The organism is Pseudomonas sp. FP2254 (assembly GCF_030687695.1).
Classification (GTDB): Bacteria; Pseudomonadota; Gammaproteobacteria; order Pseudomonadales; family Pseudomonadaceae; genus Aquipseudomonas; species Aquipseudomonas quebecensis.
On the sequence record NZ_CP117444.1, the window covers coordinates 1560342 to 1574118 of the forward strand.

Sequence of the window (13777 nt, forward strand, 5' to 3'; positions counted from 1 at the left end):
GTGGCTTTTGTACAACTCGCCGAGGGCGACCTGCATTACCAACTGGAAGGTCCTGTCGATGCGCCGGTGCTGGTGCTGTCCAATTCATTGGGCACCAACCTGCGTATGTGGGATATCCAGATCCCGGCGTTCACCGAGCATTTTCGCGTGTTGCGTTACGATACCCGTGGCCATGGCAAGTCGCTGGTGACCGAGGGGCCTTACCGCATCGAGCAGTTGGGGCGCGATGTGCTCGCGCTGCTGGATGCGCTGCAGATTCCCCGCGCGCATTTCTGTGGCCTGTCCATGGGCGGCCTGATCGGCCAATGGCTGGGGATCAACGCCGGCGAGCGCCTGCAGCGGCTGGTGGTGTGCAACACCGCCGCCAAGATCGGCACGCCCGAGGTGTGGAACCCACGCATCGAGACGGTGCTGCGCGATGGCCCGGATGCGATGGTGGCCTTGCGCGATGCATCGATCGCGCGCTGGTTCACCCCCGACTTCGCCGCCGCCAACCCGCACCAGGCCAAACTGATCACCGATATGCTCGCCGCCACCTCGCCTCAAGGCTACGCCGCCAACTGCGCGGCCGTGCGCGATGCGGACCTGCGCGGGGCGTTAGCGTCGATCCAGGTGCCGACCCTGGTTATCGCCGGCAGTGAAGATGCCGTCACCCCGCCTGCCGGTGGCCACTTTATCCAGCAACAGGTCAAGGGCGCCGAATACGCCGAGTTCTATGCCGCGCACCTGTCCAACGTCCAGGCCGGTGCTGCGTTCAGTGACCGGGTGATTAAATTCCTGCTGTGCCGCTAAGGAGCTTTTCGTGGACGAGAAACAACGTTATGCCGAGGGTCTGCAGGTGCGCCGCGACGTGTTGGGGGACGCCCATGTCGACCGCAGCCTCAATGCCCTCACCGAGTTCAACAGCGAATTCCAGGAGATGATCACCCGTCATGCCTGGGGCGATATCTGGACCCGTCCCGGTCTGCCCCGGCACACCCGCAGCTTGATCACTATCGCCATGCTGATCGGCATGAACCGCGGCGAAGAACTCAAGCTGCACCTGCGCGCCGCCGCCAGCAACGGCGTGACCCGCGCCGAGATCAAGGAAGTGTTGATGCAGAGCGCGATCTATTGCGGGATTCCAGCGGCGAATGCGACTTTTCATCTGGCCGAGTCGGTATGGGACGAGCTGGGTGTTGAATCCCGCCAGGGCTGACAGATGGGCGCCACGCCGGGTCAGTGGGAATCCGAGTCCCATACCCAGTTCCACACACCCGGCAGGTGCACGGCTTCATTCACATCCTTGACGGTACGGGCCAGTGCGGCGCGTTGCAGTGCGGCGTGGTCGGTGTAGAAAGGCTCGGCGGCGGTGTGCATGCCGTTGATGCGGGCACTGTCCAGCAGGATCTGCAAGTACTCCTGCAGGTGCCGCGCGGTGTAGCGGTTGATGTCGTGGAAGGTCACCACCACCGGGATCACGCCGTCCACCGTAGGCAATTCGCCCAGGGCGATACGCTCGCGCACCACCGACAGTTGCCGGTACAGGTTGGCGCGCCGCCTCGGGCTGGCGTTGAAGCCCCAGATCTTGCCGTCATTGGCGCTCAGGTCCGTGAGCAGTACCTGCATGCCGTGGCGCTGGTAGGCGGCGAAGGTGCGGCGGTCGTAATTCCAGAACGGCGGGCGTACCAGGCGCGGCGGTGCGCCGGTGATGGCGGCGATATCGGCCGCGCCCTGGATGAGGGTACGTTCCAGCTCGGTGTCGTTGAGCCAGCGGTGATTGGTGTGGAAGGTGGTGGCGGTGTGAAACGCCAGCACATGCCCGCCGGCGTACTCGCGTTCCATGGTCTTGCGACCCCGCGAACTGCCGCCTGCGCGCGCGGATTCGGTCTGCAGGAAAAACACCGCCTTGATGCCCGGCAATATCGGGTTGTGTGCCAGGTCGGCGATCACCGAGCGGGTCGGATTGTTGTAGCCCGAAGCGCTGGGGCCGTCATCGAACGTCAACAGAAAGCGGATCGGCGCCTGGGCTTGCAGGCGTTGCTCAGTCTGCGGCGTCAGGGCGATGGGCGCGCCGATGCAGCCGCCGAGGCTCAGGGCCAGGGCCAGCACGGCAGCGGCGAAAGCATAGAGTTTCATGGTGGGCACGGGCTCGGCAAAGAGGCCGCTGCTGGGCGAATCAGCAGCGGCAGGCGCGCACCATACAGCAAGTGCCGCGCCGGTTTACAGCAGACTGATCGGGTAACTGACGATCAGCCGGTTTTCATCGAACTCGTTGTTGCTGTAGTCGCGGCGCATGCTGGAATTGCGCCAGCGTACTGTAAGGTTTTTCGCCGCACCGCTTTGCACGGTGTAGCCCACTTCGCTTTCGCGCCCCCATTCCTTGCCATCGGTAACGGTGCCGCTGTGCACATTGCTGCCGCTGATATAGCGGTTCATCAGGGTCAGGCCTGGCACGCCGAGGGCGGCGAAGTTGTAGTCGTGGCGCACTTGCCAGGATTTCTCCCGGGCGTTGTCGTAGCTTGAGTTGTAACTGTCGTTGGCCAGGGTGCCGCCGCTGGTGCCGTTGACGCGCATCCATGCACTGTCGCCGCTGAGCTTTTGCAGGCCCACATAGAACGTGTTGCCGCCGTATTTGGCCGAGAACAGGCCGGACCAGGTTTGATTGTCCAGCTCGCCCGCGCGGGCGCTGCCGTCTTGCTTGCCGTAGAAGAACCCCAGGTTGGCGCTCAGGGTCCAGTCGCCCACAGGCTGGCTGTGGATCAGGTTGACGAATTGCTGGCGGTAAATGTCCTTGAGCTGGGCGTTCCACAGGCCGATCTGGGTGCGCTTGTCGTTGAATGCGTATTCGGCGCCTTGGAAGTTGAAGCGGTCCGAGGTGAAGGCCGTTTTGCCCACCATCGACATGTCCGACAGACTGCTGTCGTCGCGCGGGCTGTTGGCGCGGAACTGGCCGCCATAGAGGGTCAGGCCGTCGATTTCTTTCGACGTGATCTGCCCGCCGCGCAAGGTTTGCGGCAGGGAGCGGCCATCGTCGGCGCGCAGGATCGGCAGCACCGGCATCCACTCGCCCACCTTCAGCTCGGTCTTGGACAGCCGTGCCTTGAACGCCACGCCCAAACGCCCGAAGTCATCGGCCGGGCGACCGTCGTGATCCAACGGCAACAGCTGGGTGCCGCCGGTGCCGCGTCCGCCGTCGAGCTTGAGCGAATACAGCCCCAGCACGTCCACGCCGAACCCCACCGTGCCCTGAGTGAAGCCGGATTTGGCGTCGAGAATAAAACTCTGCGTCCATTCCTGGGCGCCGCCCTGGGTTTTGCTCGGGTTGGTGAAGTTACGGTTGAAGAAGAAATTACGCAGATTGAGGTTGGCGCCGGCGTCTTCGAAAAAGCCGTGCTCTTGGGCGACGGCAGGCAGGGCAAGACTGGCGACAGCGATGGCCAGCAGCAGCCGGCGCGGATGGAAAGTGCTCATGGTGGCGGACCTGTTGTTATTGGGGTTATGCAGGTGGCGGCCATGGTGCGCGGGGCTGCGGGCGCGCTTCAATCGGGGGAGGGCGGGTTGTGGGCGGTGATCGAACGCAAGTTGCCGGGCGCTGGGGCCCGGCAGGCAGGCTCAGCGTTTGGGCAGGTCGATGTGGGTCCAGGGGAACGCCGGCAAGTAATGCTGGGCCGCGACGATCACGGCCACCATCACCACCAGGAACACCACTTGCCACGGGCTCCAGAACGCCCAATGCAGGCCGTTGAGCCACGGGTAGCCTTCGCTGAAGCGTTGGCTCATATGACCGATGCGTTTTTTGTGCAACAGGTTGATCAGCACCATGCCGGCATAGGTGAACGCGCCGAGTACGCCGAGCATCAAGCCGCAGGCCACCAGCATGATCGCCTGCGGCACGCCGTGGCGGATCACCAGCCAATAGTCGTTGGGGTTGAGTCGCTTGGGGATCAAGCGCTGGCTCAGCCACAAGTCCAGCACTCTGTAGGTCGAACTCATCCCGGCCCAAAACTGCGTGACGCGAAAACCGATACCGGCCGGCACCAGTGCCATGAACATAAAGATCGACACCGACATCAAGTCCAGTTTGTCGGGCCTGGAGTGGGCGATGCTCAGGCCGATACCCAGGGCGAACACGGCCCACAACCGGATAAATACTTGGGTGTAGATCGGCCGTGGCACGAATTTGCGCCAGAAGAACAGGTCAGGTTGAGGCAGCCGCTCGATCAGTTGCGGGTAGCGCCAGGTCAACGTTTCGGCCAGGTGCTGGCAGGCGTTCCATTCGTTGTCGCCGAAGGTATCAATGATGCGTTTTTGTTGCGTGGCGGACATCGGCGTCAGCAGCAGGCGCGCGGCCAGGGCGTCGGCGGAGTTGCGTCGGGTGTCCTGGGCTTTCTCCTGCAGATGAGCGAAGAAACTCTCCTGCTCGCAGCGCGACACCAACTGGCGCCACATCCACGCCGGTTCCGGGTAAACGCCTTTCTGGTCATCCCAACCAAACGCCTGGCACACCCGTTCGAACAGCGGCACGCTCCACTGGGTGTCATGCAGCAATTGCAGAACGATGCGTTGCCACTGTTGCTGCAGGTCGAATACCTGCAACCAGGCTTGGCTGTTGTACTGCGTCAATTGGCGGATGAACTCGCGTTCGGCCTGCTGCTCCAGCAGCTCTTGCAAGGTGCGGCGGTAGTCCTGCAACAGTTCGCCGGTCAGCGCCTCGTACTGCCAGGCGGTCATCGCCACCTGCTGCCACGGCGTCAGCCATTCCAGGTGCTGCGCGGCCCATTGGGCGATGGCGCTGCGTTCGCCGGGGGCAGTGAAACAATGGCGCAACAGGCCGGCCTGGAACGCGTCGGCGCAACCCTGTTGCCGAGCCTGCGCCCAGCGTTCATCGAGGTTATGGGCATTGAGGCCGCAGATCAGCGCCTCGGCTGGGTCTGGCGCGGGGGCGTCGAACGGCGCCGGGCTGAGGGGGCGCACGTCCATCAGTCCGGCCAGGTCGCTGAGATTGCCGGGGGCCGCTTCGGCCGGCGGTGCGTCGACGGCCACCTGCTCGTCGTTGTCCACGCGCCAGCGCGCTTCGCTCAGTGCCTCTTCATAGGCCTCGCGCAGGCGCTGGAAGCCGACGGCATCCTCGTCCGGGCGGCAGCTTTTGAGCAAGCGTGCATAGCTGCGCTTGATGGTGCGCTCGTCGGCATCTTCCGGCAGCTGCAATACGGTCCAACAATCCATGGGAGGTTTCCTCAGCGCCAGAACCCGTTATCGAGCTGCTCCAGTTGCCGGGTCAGTTCGCTGCGGGCTTCGCGGATGCGGCGTTCGTCCTGGGTATCGAGCACCTGCTGGAACTGCGCGGCCCAATGCCCGAGCTGTTCGCGCAGCTCACCCAGGCTTTCCTGATAGAGCCGTTCAAGGCGCGCGGTCAGGACGGTGTTGACCTGCTGGTCGCGCGGATGAATTTTCAGCAGCGCCAGGGCTTGCAGGCGTTGCTGGATTTCCTGCGCGCTGAGCACGCCGGGATTGTTCTCGATCACCAGGGAGTGCTGCTCGCCGGTCAGCGGGATATTCACCTGGGCTTCGAGCAGGCCGTTGTTGTCGTAGGTGAAGCGCACGTCCAGCGAGACTTCGCCGGCCTTGCGCTTGGGCACGGCGATTTCCAGCTGGCCCAGTTCGATGTTGTCTTTTACCAGGCGGCTTTCGCCCTGGTAGATCTTCAACAGGACGCGGCTCTGGTCGTCATGCAGGGTGACCACGCTTTTGACCCGGCTCACCGGCACGCTGCTGTTGCGTTCGATCAAGGGCAGGTACAGCCCGCTCTCGATGTGGCCGCCGTACTGGTTTGAGGTTTCGATGCCGAGGGTGTAGGGGCACACGTCGGTCAGCACGACTTCTTCCAGCGCGGCGGAACGCGCCTTGAGCGCGGCCTGGATCGCGGCGCCGTGGGCGACCACCTGGTCGGGGTCGAGGCTGATGGACGGGAAGCGCCCGAACAGCCCGGCGGCGAGTTTGCGCACCAGCGGCATCCGCGTGGTACCGCCCACCAGCAGGATTTCATCCAGGTCACTGACACGGATGCGCGCATCGCGTAGGGCACGCTCGATCGGTGCCCGCAGGCGCTCGAGCAGTGGCGTGTAGAGCTTGGCCAGTTCCTGTTGGCTGATGGTCTTGACCCACTGTTGGCCGTCGACGCGCAGGGTGAAGTCGGCGCTGTCATCCTGGCCCAACGCCTTGCGCACACGCTCGGCCTCGCGGCGCAGGGCCTGCAGCACGCTGCTGGTGGGTGGAAAACCCTGGGCGTTGCGCTGGCTGTCGACGAAATGCTCCAACAGCAGCGTGTCGAAGTCTTCGCCGCCCAAAAAGTTGTCACCGGCGCTGGCGCGCACCTCCATCACCCCGTCGAACAGCTCGATGATCGACACGTCAAACGTGCCGCCACCGAGGTCGAACACCAGGAACGAGGTTTCTTTGTCGCGTTGATGCAGGCCGTAGGCGAGGGCGGCGGCGGTGGGTTCGTTGATCAGTTTTTCAACGTTGAGCCCGGCCAGTTCACCGGCAATGCGCGTGGCTTTGCGTTGGCCGTCGCTGAAGTAGGCAGGCACGCTGATCACGGCTTCGGTGACGGCGTGGCCGTAGGTGCGTTCGATGTCTTCTTTCAGGCTCTTGAGCACCAGCGCCGAGAGTTCTTCCGGGCGAAACGAACGGTCGCCCAGGCGCACCTCGGTGGCACTGCCCATATAGCGCTTGAACAGCGACGTGGTCAGGTGCGGGTGCGTGTGCAGGCGCTCCTTGGCGGCCTGACCGACCAGCACGTGGCCCTGGTCGTCCAGCCCAACCACGCTCGGGGTCAGTAACTGGCCGAGGGCATTGGGCACCAATTCGGCGGCATCGCCGCGCCAGACCGCTGCGAGACTGTTGGTTGTCCCCAGGTCGATTCCTACGATCATTACGACAAGCTCCCTCTGTGGTCTGTAAGAATCTGTGACAGATTTTACCGCGAAAGGTTGAAGGGAATGCAAGGCGGATGGCTGACGGGGCGAGTGATGCGGCGATTGGGCAAAGCGCCGTCGCCAAAAAAAACCGCCTCCTGTGAGGGAGGCGGTTTTTTATGACAACGCCGTTATCAGAACGCCTTGAACGCCGGCGCTTCTTCTTTCAGCGGTTCGTTCTTCGCGGTCTGCTCATTCCAGCCACCGCCGAGGGCCTTGTACAGGTTGACCTCGCTGGTCAACTGCGCCAGACGGTCGGTGATCAGCGATTGCTGAGCGCTGAACAGCTGGCGCTGGGCATCGAGGAACGTCAGGTTGCTGTCGACACCGATGCGGTAGCGACGCTCGGCCAGGCGGTAGTAATCCTGGTTGGCCTCGACGAAACCGCGCTGGGCTTCCAGTTGCTGCTTGTAGGTCGCCCGCGCGGCGAGGCCATCGGAGACTTCCTGGAAGCCGGTCTGGATCGCCTTCTCGTAGTTCGCCACGTTGATCTCTTTCTGGATCTTCGAGTAGTCCAGGCTGGCACGCAGGCTGCCGGCGTTGAAGATCGGGATGTTGATCTGCGGGGCGAACGACCAGGTGCCCGAGCCGCCCTTGAACAGGCCGCCCAGGTTCGGGCTGGCGGTGCCGGCGCTGGCGGTCAGGCTGATGCTTGGGAAGAACGCCGCGCGGGCCGCGCCGATATTGGCGTTGGCGGCCTTGAGGTTGTACTCGGCCTGCACAATGTCGGGGCGACGTTGCAGCAGGTCCGAAGGCAGGCCGGCCGGTACTTCGCTGAGCAGGTTATCCGACAGCGGCTGGCTGGCCAGATTGGCCGGCAGGCCGGTACCCAGCAGCAGGGTCAGGTTGTTTTCGTCCTGGGCCACCTGGCGGGTGTAGCGCGCCAATTGCACGCGCGCGTTCTCCACCGAGGTGCGCGCCTGGCTCAGGTCGAGGGCCGAGGCCACGCCGACTTCGTTGCTGCGCGAGGTGAGTTTGAAACTTTGCTCGAACGCGCCAAGGGTGTCCTGGGTCAGCTTGAGCAGTTCCTTGTCGGCCTGCCAGGTCAGGTAGGCGTTGGCCACGCTGGCCACCAGGCTGATCTGGGTGCTGCGCCGCGCTTCTTCCGTGGCGAAGTACCTTTGCAGGGCTTCTTCACTCAGGCTGCGCACGCGGCCGAACAGGTCCAGCTCATAGGAACTGATTCCAAGGCCGACCGAGTACTGGCTGGCGATCCTCGATTCGCCGGTCTGCGACAGGCGAGCCGGGGTGCGCGAGCGTTCGCCGCTGCCCGTGGCCGATACGGCCGGGAACAGGTCGGCGCGCTGGATGTTGTATTGCGCGGCGTAGGCATCGATGTTCAGGGCCGCGACACGCAGGTCGCGGTTGTTCACCAGTGCGGTCTGGATCAGTTGCTGCAGGGCAGGGTCATGGAAAAACTGCTTCCAGCCTTGCTCGGCGGCAGCCTGGCCCGGCGCCTGGGCCGACGAATAGGCCGGCCCCTGCGGGTATTGCGCCGCTACCGGCGCTTCGGGGCGCTGGTAGTCAGGGATCAGCGAGCAGCCACTGAGCACGAATGCTGTGACGGCCAGGGAAAGTAGCGACTTGCTCATTGGCCAGCCTCTTTAGAAGTTTGCTTGGTTTCGGGTTCTTTGCGGTTGCCGATGGCCGACACGGTGGCGAAGAACAGCGGCACCCAGAAGATCGCCAGGACAGTGGCCGTGATCATACCGCCGATCACGCCGGTACCGATGGCGTGCTGGCTGCCTGAACCGGCACCCGAGGAGATCGCCAGCGGCAGTACGCCGAGGATGAACGCCATGGAGGTCATGATGATCGGACGCAGACGCATGCGAGAGGCTTCGATGGCCGACTCGACGATGCCCTTGCCTTGTTCGTGAAGCTCTTTGGCGAACTCCACGATGAGGATGGCGTTTTTCGCCGCCAGACCCACCGTGACCAACAGGCCCACCTGGAAGAACACGTCGTTGGACAGCCCGCGCATGCTGGTGGCGATCAACGCACCCACCACGCCCAGCGGCACCACCAACACGACTGCGATCGGAATCGACCAGCTTTCGTACAGCGCCGCGAGGCACAGGAACACCACCAGCAGCGACAGCGCGTACAACGCCGGTGCCTGCGAGCCGGACAAGCGTTCTTCGTACGACAGGCCTGTCCACGCATAGCCCACGCCCGCCGGCAGTTGCTTGGCGATGCGCTCGACTTCGGCCATCGCTTCACCGGTGCTGTGGCCCGGTGCCGGGGTGCCGAGGATTTCCATCGCGGCCACGCCGTTGTAACGCGAGAGCTTCGGCGAGCCGTAGATCCACTTGCCGGTGGCGATGGCCGACAACGGCACCATCTTCCCGGAGTCGCTGCGCACGTACCACTTGTTCAGGTCTTCTGGAGACATGCGGCTGGCGGCGTCACCTTGCACGTACACCTTCTTCACACGACCACGGTCGATGAAGTCGTTGACGTAGCTGCCACCCAGGGCAATCGCCAGGGTCTGGTTGATGTTGGACAGGGAAATGCCCTGGGCGCTGGCCTTCTCGTCGTCAACGGTGAGCTCGTATTGCGGCTCGTCGTTCACGCCGTTGGGGCGCACGCCGGCCAGGATCTTGCTCTGTGCCGCCATGCCCAGGAACTGGTTGCGCGCGGCCATCAACTTCTCATGACCGACACCGCCCTGGTCCTGCAGGAACACGTCGAAACCGGTGGCGTTACCCAATTCCAGTACCGACGGCGGCACGATGGCGAACACCATGGCGTCCTGGAACGTCTGCATGAAGTAGCCCTGGGCACGTTTGGCGATCTCGAACACCGAAGTGGACGCATCACGCTCGTCCCACGGCTTGAGCATCACGAACGCCAGGCCCGAGCTTTGGCCACGACCGGCGAAGTTGAAGCCGTTCACGGTAAACACCGATTTGACGCCTTTGCCTTCGCCTGGCTCACCTTCCTTGTCGTTGAGCAGGAAGATGCGCATGTCGTCGATGACTTTCTGCGTACGTTCCGCGGTGGAGCCGACCGGTGTCTGCACCTGGGCAAAGATTACGCCCTGGTCTTCGTCGGGCAGGAACGCCGCGGGGATGCGCATGAACAGCCAGATCATGCCGGCGAAGATCAGCAGGTAGACCAGGAACGCCGGGATCTTGTGCTTGATCATGTTGCCCACGCCGCGCTCGTAGCTCACCACGCTACGGTCGAAGGTGCGGTTGAACCAGCCGAAGAAACCACGCTTGGGCTGGCCGTGCTTTTCGGGGTCGATCGGTTTGAGCATGGTGGCGCACAGCGCCGGGGTGAAAATCAGGGCAACCAGTACCGACAACGCCATGGCCGAAACGATGGTGATGGAGAACTGTTTGTAGATCACACCGGTGGAACCGCCGAAGAACGCCATTGGCAGCAGTACCGCCGACAGCACCAGGGCAATACCCACCAGGGCGCCCTGGATCTGGGTCATGGACTTGACCGTCGCTTCTTTAGGCGACAGGTGCTCCTCGGCCATCACCCGCTCAACGTTCTCCACCACCACGATGGCGTCGTCCACCAGCAGGCCGATGGCCAGGATCATGCCGAACATGGTCAGGGTGTTGATGGTGAAACCGAACGCCGCGAGGATGCCGAACGTGCCCAGCAGTACCACCGGAACGGTCATGGTGGTGATGATGGTGGCGCGGAAGTTCTGCAGGAACAGGAACATCACCAGGAACACCAGCACGATCGCTTCGACCAGGGTGTGCACCACACCGGAGATCGATTCGGTCACTACCGGGGTGGTGTCATACGGCACCACTGCCTTCATGCCTGGCGGGAAGAACGGCTCCAGGGACGCCACGGTGGCGCGGATGGCCTTGGCGGTGTCCAGGGCGTTGGCGCCGGACGCCAGCTTGATCGCCATGCCGGAGGCCGGTTTGCCGTTGAACTGCGCGCTGATGCTGTAGGTCTGGCCGCCCAGCTCGATGCGCGCGACGTCCTTGAGGCGAACCTGCGAGCCGTCGGTGTTGACCTTCATCAGGATGTTGCCGAACTGCTCTGCGGTCTGCAGGCGTGTCTTGCCGATGATGGTGGCGTTCAGCTGAGTGCCGGGCAGGGCAGGCAGGCCGCCCAATTGGCCGGTGGCCACCTGCACGTTCTGTGCGGAAATGGCGGTGCTGACGTCGACCGGAGTCAACTGGTAGTTGTTCAGCTTGGCCGGGTCGAGCCAGATACGCATGGCGTACTGGGAACCGAATACCTGGAAGTCACCCACGCCGGCTGTCCGCGAGATCGGGTCCTGGATGTTGGACACGATGTAGTTGGACAGGTCGTCCTTGGTCATGCTGCCGTCTTCGGACACCAGACCGATCACCATCAGGAAGTTCTTCACCGACTTGGTCACGCGGATCCCCTGCTGCTGTACTTCTTGCGGCAGCAGCGGGGTGGCCAGGTTCAGCTTGTTCTGCACCTGAACCTGGGCGATGTCCGGGTTGGTACCCTGGTTGAACGTCACGGTGATGGTCATGCTGCCGTCGGAGTTACTGTCCGAGGAGACATAACGCAGGTTGTCGATACCGTTGAGCTGTTGCTCGATCACCTGCACCACGGTGTCCTGCACGGTTTGTGCGGACGCGCCTGGGTAGGTCACCTGGATATCGATAGCGGTCGGCGCGATGGCCGGGTATTGGTTGATGGGCAACTTCAGGATCGACAGTGCCCCGACCAGCATGATCACCAGGGCAATCACCCAGGCGAAAATGGGACGGTCGATAAAAAATTTCGACATGGGTTACTCCCCTTTGCCAGCAGCGGCAGCAGGAGCGGCGGTACCGGCGGGCTTGGCGTTGTCCGCGTCCTTGACCTTGACCTCGGCGCCCGGCTTGACGTACTGCAAGCCTTCTGTGATGACACGGTCACCGGCGTTCAAGCCTTTCTCCACCAGCCAGTAGGCACCGGCGGTACGGTTGGCCACCAGTTCACGTTGCTCGACCTTGTTTTGCGCGTTGACGATCAACGCCGTCGGAGTGCCTTTAAGGTCGCGGGTCACGCCTTGCTGCGGGGCCAGGATCGCCTTGCTGTTCACGCCGGCTTGCAATTGGGCGTGTACGAACATGCCCGGCAGCAGGGTGTGGTCAGGGTTGGGGAACACAGCGCGCAGGGTCACGGAGCCGGTGGTCTGATCGACCGACACTTCGGAAAATTCCAGTTTGCCGTCGTGTTGATAGTCGCTACCGTCTTCCAGGGTCAGCTTGACCTTAGCCGCATTGGCGCCGGCTTTTTCCAGTTGGCCGCTTTCCAGGTCGCGGCGCAGCTTCAGCATTTCGGCCGAAGACTGCGTGACGTCGACGTAGATCGGGTCCAGTTGCTGGATGACCGCCATGGCATCGGCCTGGCCATTGCTGACCAGCGCGCCTTCGGTCACCGAAGAACGGCCGATACGCCCGGAGATCGGCGCGAACACTTTGGTGTAGCGCACGTTGATCTGGGCGGTTTGCACGTTGGCTTCGGCGGTCATGCGATTGGCGACGGCGGTGTCGTATTCCTGGCGGCTCACGGCCTGCTCATCCACCAACTGCTTGTAGCGGTCGCTGATGGATTTGGTCTGGCTCAGGGTGGCCTGGGCGCTTTTCAGAGTGGCCTCATAGACCGACGGGTCGATCTGATAAAGCTGCTGGCCTTCCTTCACGTCCGCGCCTTCTTTGAACAGGCGCTTGAGAATGATGCCGTTGACCTGCGGGCGAACTTCCGCGATGCGAAAGGCCGTAGTGCGGCCAGGGAGTTCGGACGTCAGGGTAAAGGCTTGCGGTTGCAGGGTGACCACGCCGACCAGAGGGATTTGAGCGGGCGGAGCCGCTTCTTCCTTTTTACATCCGCTGAGCAGCGATGCCAGGGCGACGGCAGTGACCAGAGCGGTAACAGCTGGCTTAAGTTGCATGAAGATCCTCGGGTCAGGCGCGCAGAGTGCGCACAAGAAGTGTGGAAGGGTAAAAAACGAGCCGTGAGTAGATAAGTAGCTTGCTACGCAATATACTTACGTTCATGGTTGTTTGTAAACTCTTGACAGGTTTCGCGCGTTGTTGACAAAGCAGCGGCCAAAGCCTCGATTTTAGTACGTTCGGTGCCCATGACGGCGTCGTCCCACAATTATTCAGATGATCGATACCGTCTATTAACACAGCATTATCGATAGTCCTAAGTGTTCTGATTGAGGTTTTACTGCCATGGTTCGTCGCACCAAAGAGGAAGCTCAGGAAACGCGCAGCCAGATTCTCGATGCCGCCGAGCAAGCCTTTTACGAGCGTGGCGTCGCGCGGACCACGCTGGCGGACATCGCCGCACTGGCCGGCGTAACGCGAGGCGCTATCTATTGGCATTTCAGTAATAAATCCGATTTGCTCCAGGCGCTGCTCGATACGCTGCACGAGCCCTTGGACGAGTTGGCCCGGGCCAGTGAAAGCGAGGATGAACTCGACCCGCTGGGCTGTATGCGCAAGCTGCTGATTCGTTTGTTCCATCAAGTGGCCCTGGACCCGAAAACCCGACGCATCAATGAGATCTTGTTTCATAAGTGCGAATTCACCGACGAAATGTGCGACATGCGCCGCCAGCGCCAAACGCATAGCCTGGAATGCAACCTGCGCATCGGCCTGACACTGCGTAATGCGGTCCATCGCGGGCAACTTCCGGAAAACCTCGACACCACGCGTGGCGCGGTGTGCATTCATGCCTACATCAATGGGCTGATCGGCCAATGGCTGCTGGTCCCCGACAGCTTCCAATTGCAGCAGGAAGCCGAACGCTGGGTAGAGGCAGGGCTGGACATGCTGCGCTTGAGCCCAAGCCTGCGCAATTGA

The 13777-nt window shown here is 62.7% G+C and carries 10 protein-coding genes; 3 read left to right on the forward strand and 7 right to left on the reverse strand.

Going from position 1 to position 13777, the window contains the following annotated elements:
* A complete protein-coding gene (gene pcaD, locus PSH94_RS07155; RefSeq protein ID WP_181081543.1) occupies positions 1-792 on the forward strand; it encodes a 3-oxoadipate enol-lactonase in 792 nt (263 codons plus the stop codon).
* Between the two features lie 10 nt (positions 793-802).
* Entirely contained in the window at positions 803-1198 is a 396-nt protein-coding gene (gene pcaC / locus PSH94_RS07160; protein ID WP_181081542.1) for a 4-carboxymuconolactone decarboxylase, read from the forward strand.
* Positions 1199-1218: 20 nt separating this feature from the next.
* Here the strand turns inward: pcaC and PSH94_RS07165 are convergent, their stop codons facing one another.
* The 7 genes from PSH94_RS07165 to PSH94_RS07195 form a co-directional block, all read right to left on the reverse strand.
* Entirely contained in the window at positions 1219-2118 is a 900-nt protein-coding gene (locus tag PSH94_RS07165; protein WP_305436956.1) for a polysaccharide deacetylase family protein, read from the reverse strand.
* Between the two features lie 84 nt (positions 2119-2202).
* On the reverse strand, positions 2203-3453 hold the full coding sequence (locus PSH94_RS07170; protein ID WP_305436957.1) for an OprD family porin: 1251 nt from the start codon (positions 3451-3453) through the stop codon (positions 2203-2205).
* 141 nt (positions 3454-3594) lie between these two features.
* Positions 3595-5208, reverse strand: coding sequence for a J domain-containing protein (locus PSH94_RS07175; RefSeq protein ID WP_305436958.1), 1614 nt, complete (start codon positions 5206-5208; stop codon positions 3595-3597).
* A gap of 11 nt (positions 5209-5219) precedes the next feature.
* Positions 5220-6917: a molecular chaperone HscC gene (locus PSH94_RS07180; protein WP_305436959.1), complete on the reverse strand. Its 1698-nt coding sequence runs from the start codon at positions 6915-6917 to the stop codon at positions 5220-5222.
* A gap of 176 nt (positions 6918-7093) precedes the next feature.
* The gene (adeC, locus tag PSH94_RS07185) at positions 7094-8551 is read right to left on the reverse strand and encodes an AdeC/AdeK/OprM family multidrug efflux complex outer membrane factor (RefSeq protein ID WP_181081537.1); all 1458 of its coding nucleotides are present in this window, start codon (positions 8549-8551) and stop codon (positions 7094-7096) included.
* The gene (locus PSH94_RS07190; RefSeq protein ID WP_181081536.1) at positions 8548-11709 is read right to left on the reverse strand and encodes an efflux RND transporter permease subunit; all 3162 of its coding nucleotides are present in this window, start codon (positions 11707-11709) and stop codon (positions 8548-8550) included. The genes adeC and PSH94_RS07190 overlap by 4 nt, the downstream gene beginning before the upstream one ends.
* Positions 11710-11712: 3 nt before the next feature.
* Positions 11713-12858 (reverse strand): efflux RND transporter periplasmic adaptor subunit, encoded by a 1146-nt coding sequence (locus PSH94_RS07195; protein ID WP_181081535.1) that lies wholly within the window; start codon positions 12856-12858, stop codon positions 11713-11715.
* Positions 12859-13144: 286 nt separating this feature from the next.
* On the opposite strand from PSH94_RS07195, the gene PSH94_RS07200 reads away from it, so the two are divergent.
* Positions 13145-13777: a TetR family transcriptional regulator gene (locus tag PSH94_RS07200; RefSeq protein ID WP_181081534.1), complete on the forward strand. Its 633-nt coding sequence runs from the start codon at positions 13145-13147 to the stop codon at positions 13775-13777.

Bases quoted from the DNA above. Each gene is read 5' to 3' on its own strand.
- PSH94_RS07180 (WP_305436959.1), bottom strand. From the start codon at position 6,917: ATGATCGTAGGAATCGACCTGGGGACAACCAACAGTCTCGCAGCGGTC.
- PSH94_RS07170 (WP_305436957.1), bottom strand. From the start codon at position 3,453: ATGAGCACTTTCCATCCGCGCCGGCTGCTGCTGGCCATCGCTGTCGCC.
- PSH94_RS07200 (WP_181081534.1), top strand. From the start codon at position 13,145: ATGGTTCGTCGCACCAAAGAGGAAGCTCAGGAAACGCGCAGCCAGATT.
- adeC (WP_181081537.1), bottom strand. From the start codon at position 8,551: ATGAGCAAGTCGCTACTTTCCCTGGCCGTCACAGCATTCGTGCTCAGT.
- PSH94_RS07190 (WP_181081536.1), bottom strand. From the start codon at position 11,709: ATGTCGAAATTTTTTATCGACCGTCCCATTTTCGCCTGGGTGATTGCC.
- PSH94_RS07195 (WP_181081535.1), bottom strand. From the start codon at position 12,858: ATGCAACTTAAGCCAGCTGTTACCGCTCTGGTCACTGCCGTCGCCCTG.
- PSH94_RS07175 (WP_305436958.1), bottom strand. From the start codon at position 5,208: ATGGATTGTTGGACCGTATTGCAGCTGCCGGAAGATGCCGACGAGCGC.
- PSH94_RS07165 (WP_305436956.1), bottom strand. From the start codon at position 2,118: ATGAAACTCTATGCTTTCGCCGCTGCCGTGCTGGCCCTGGCCCTGAGC.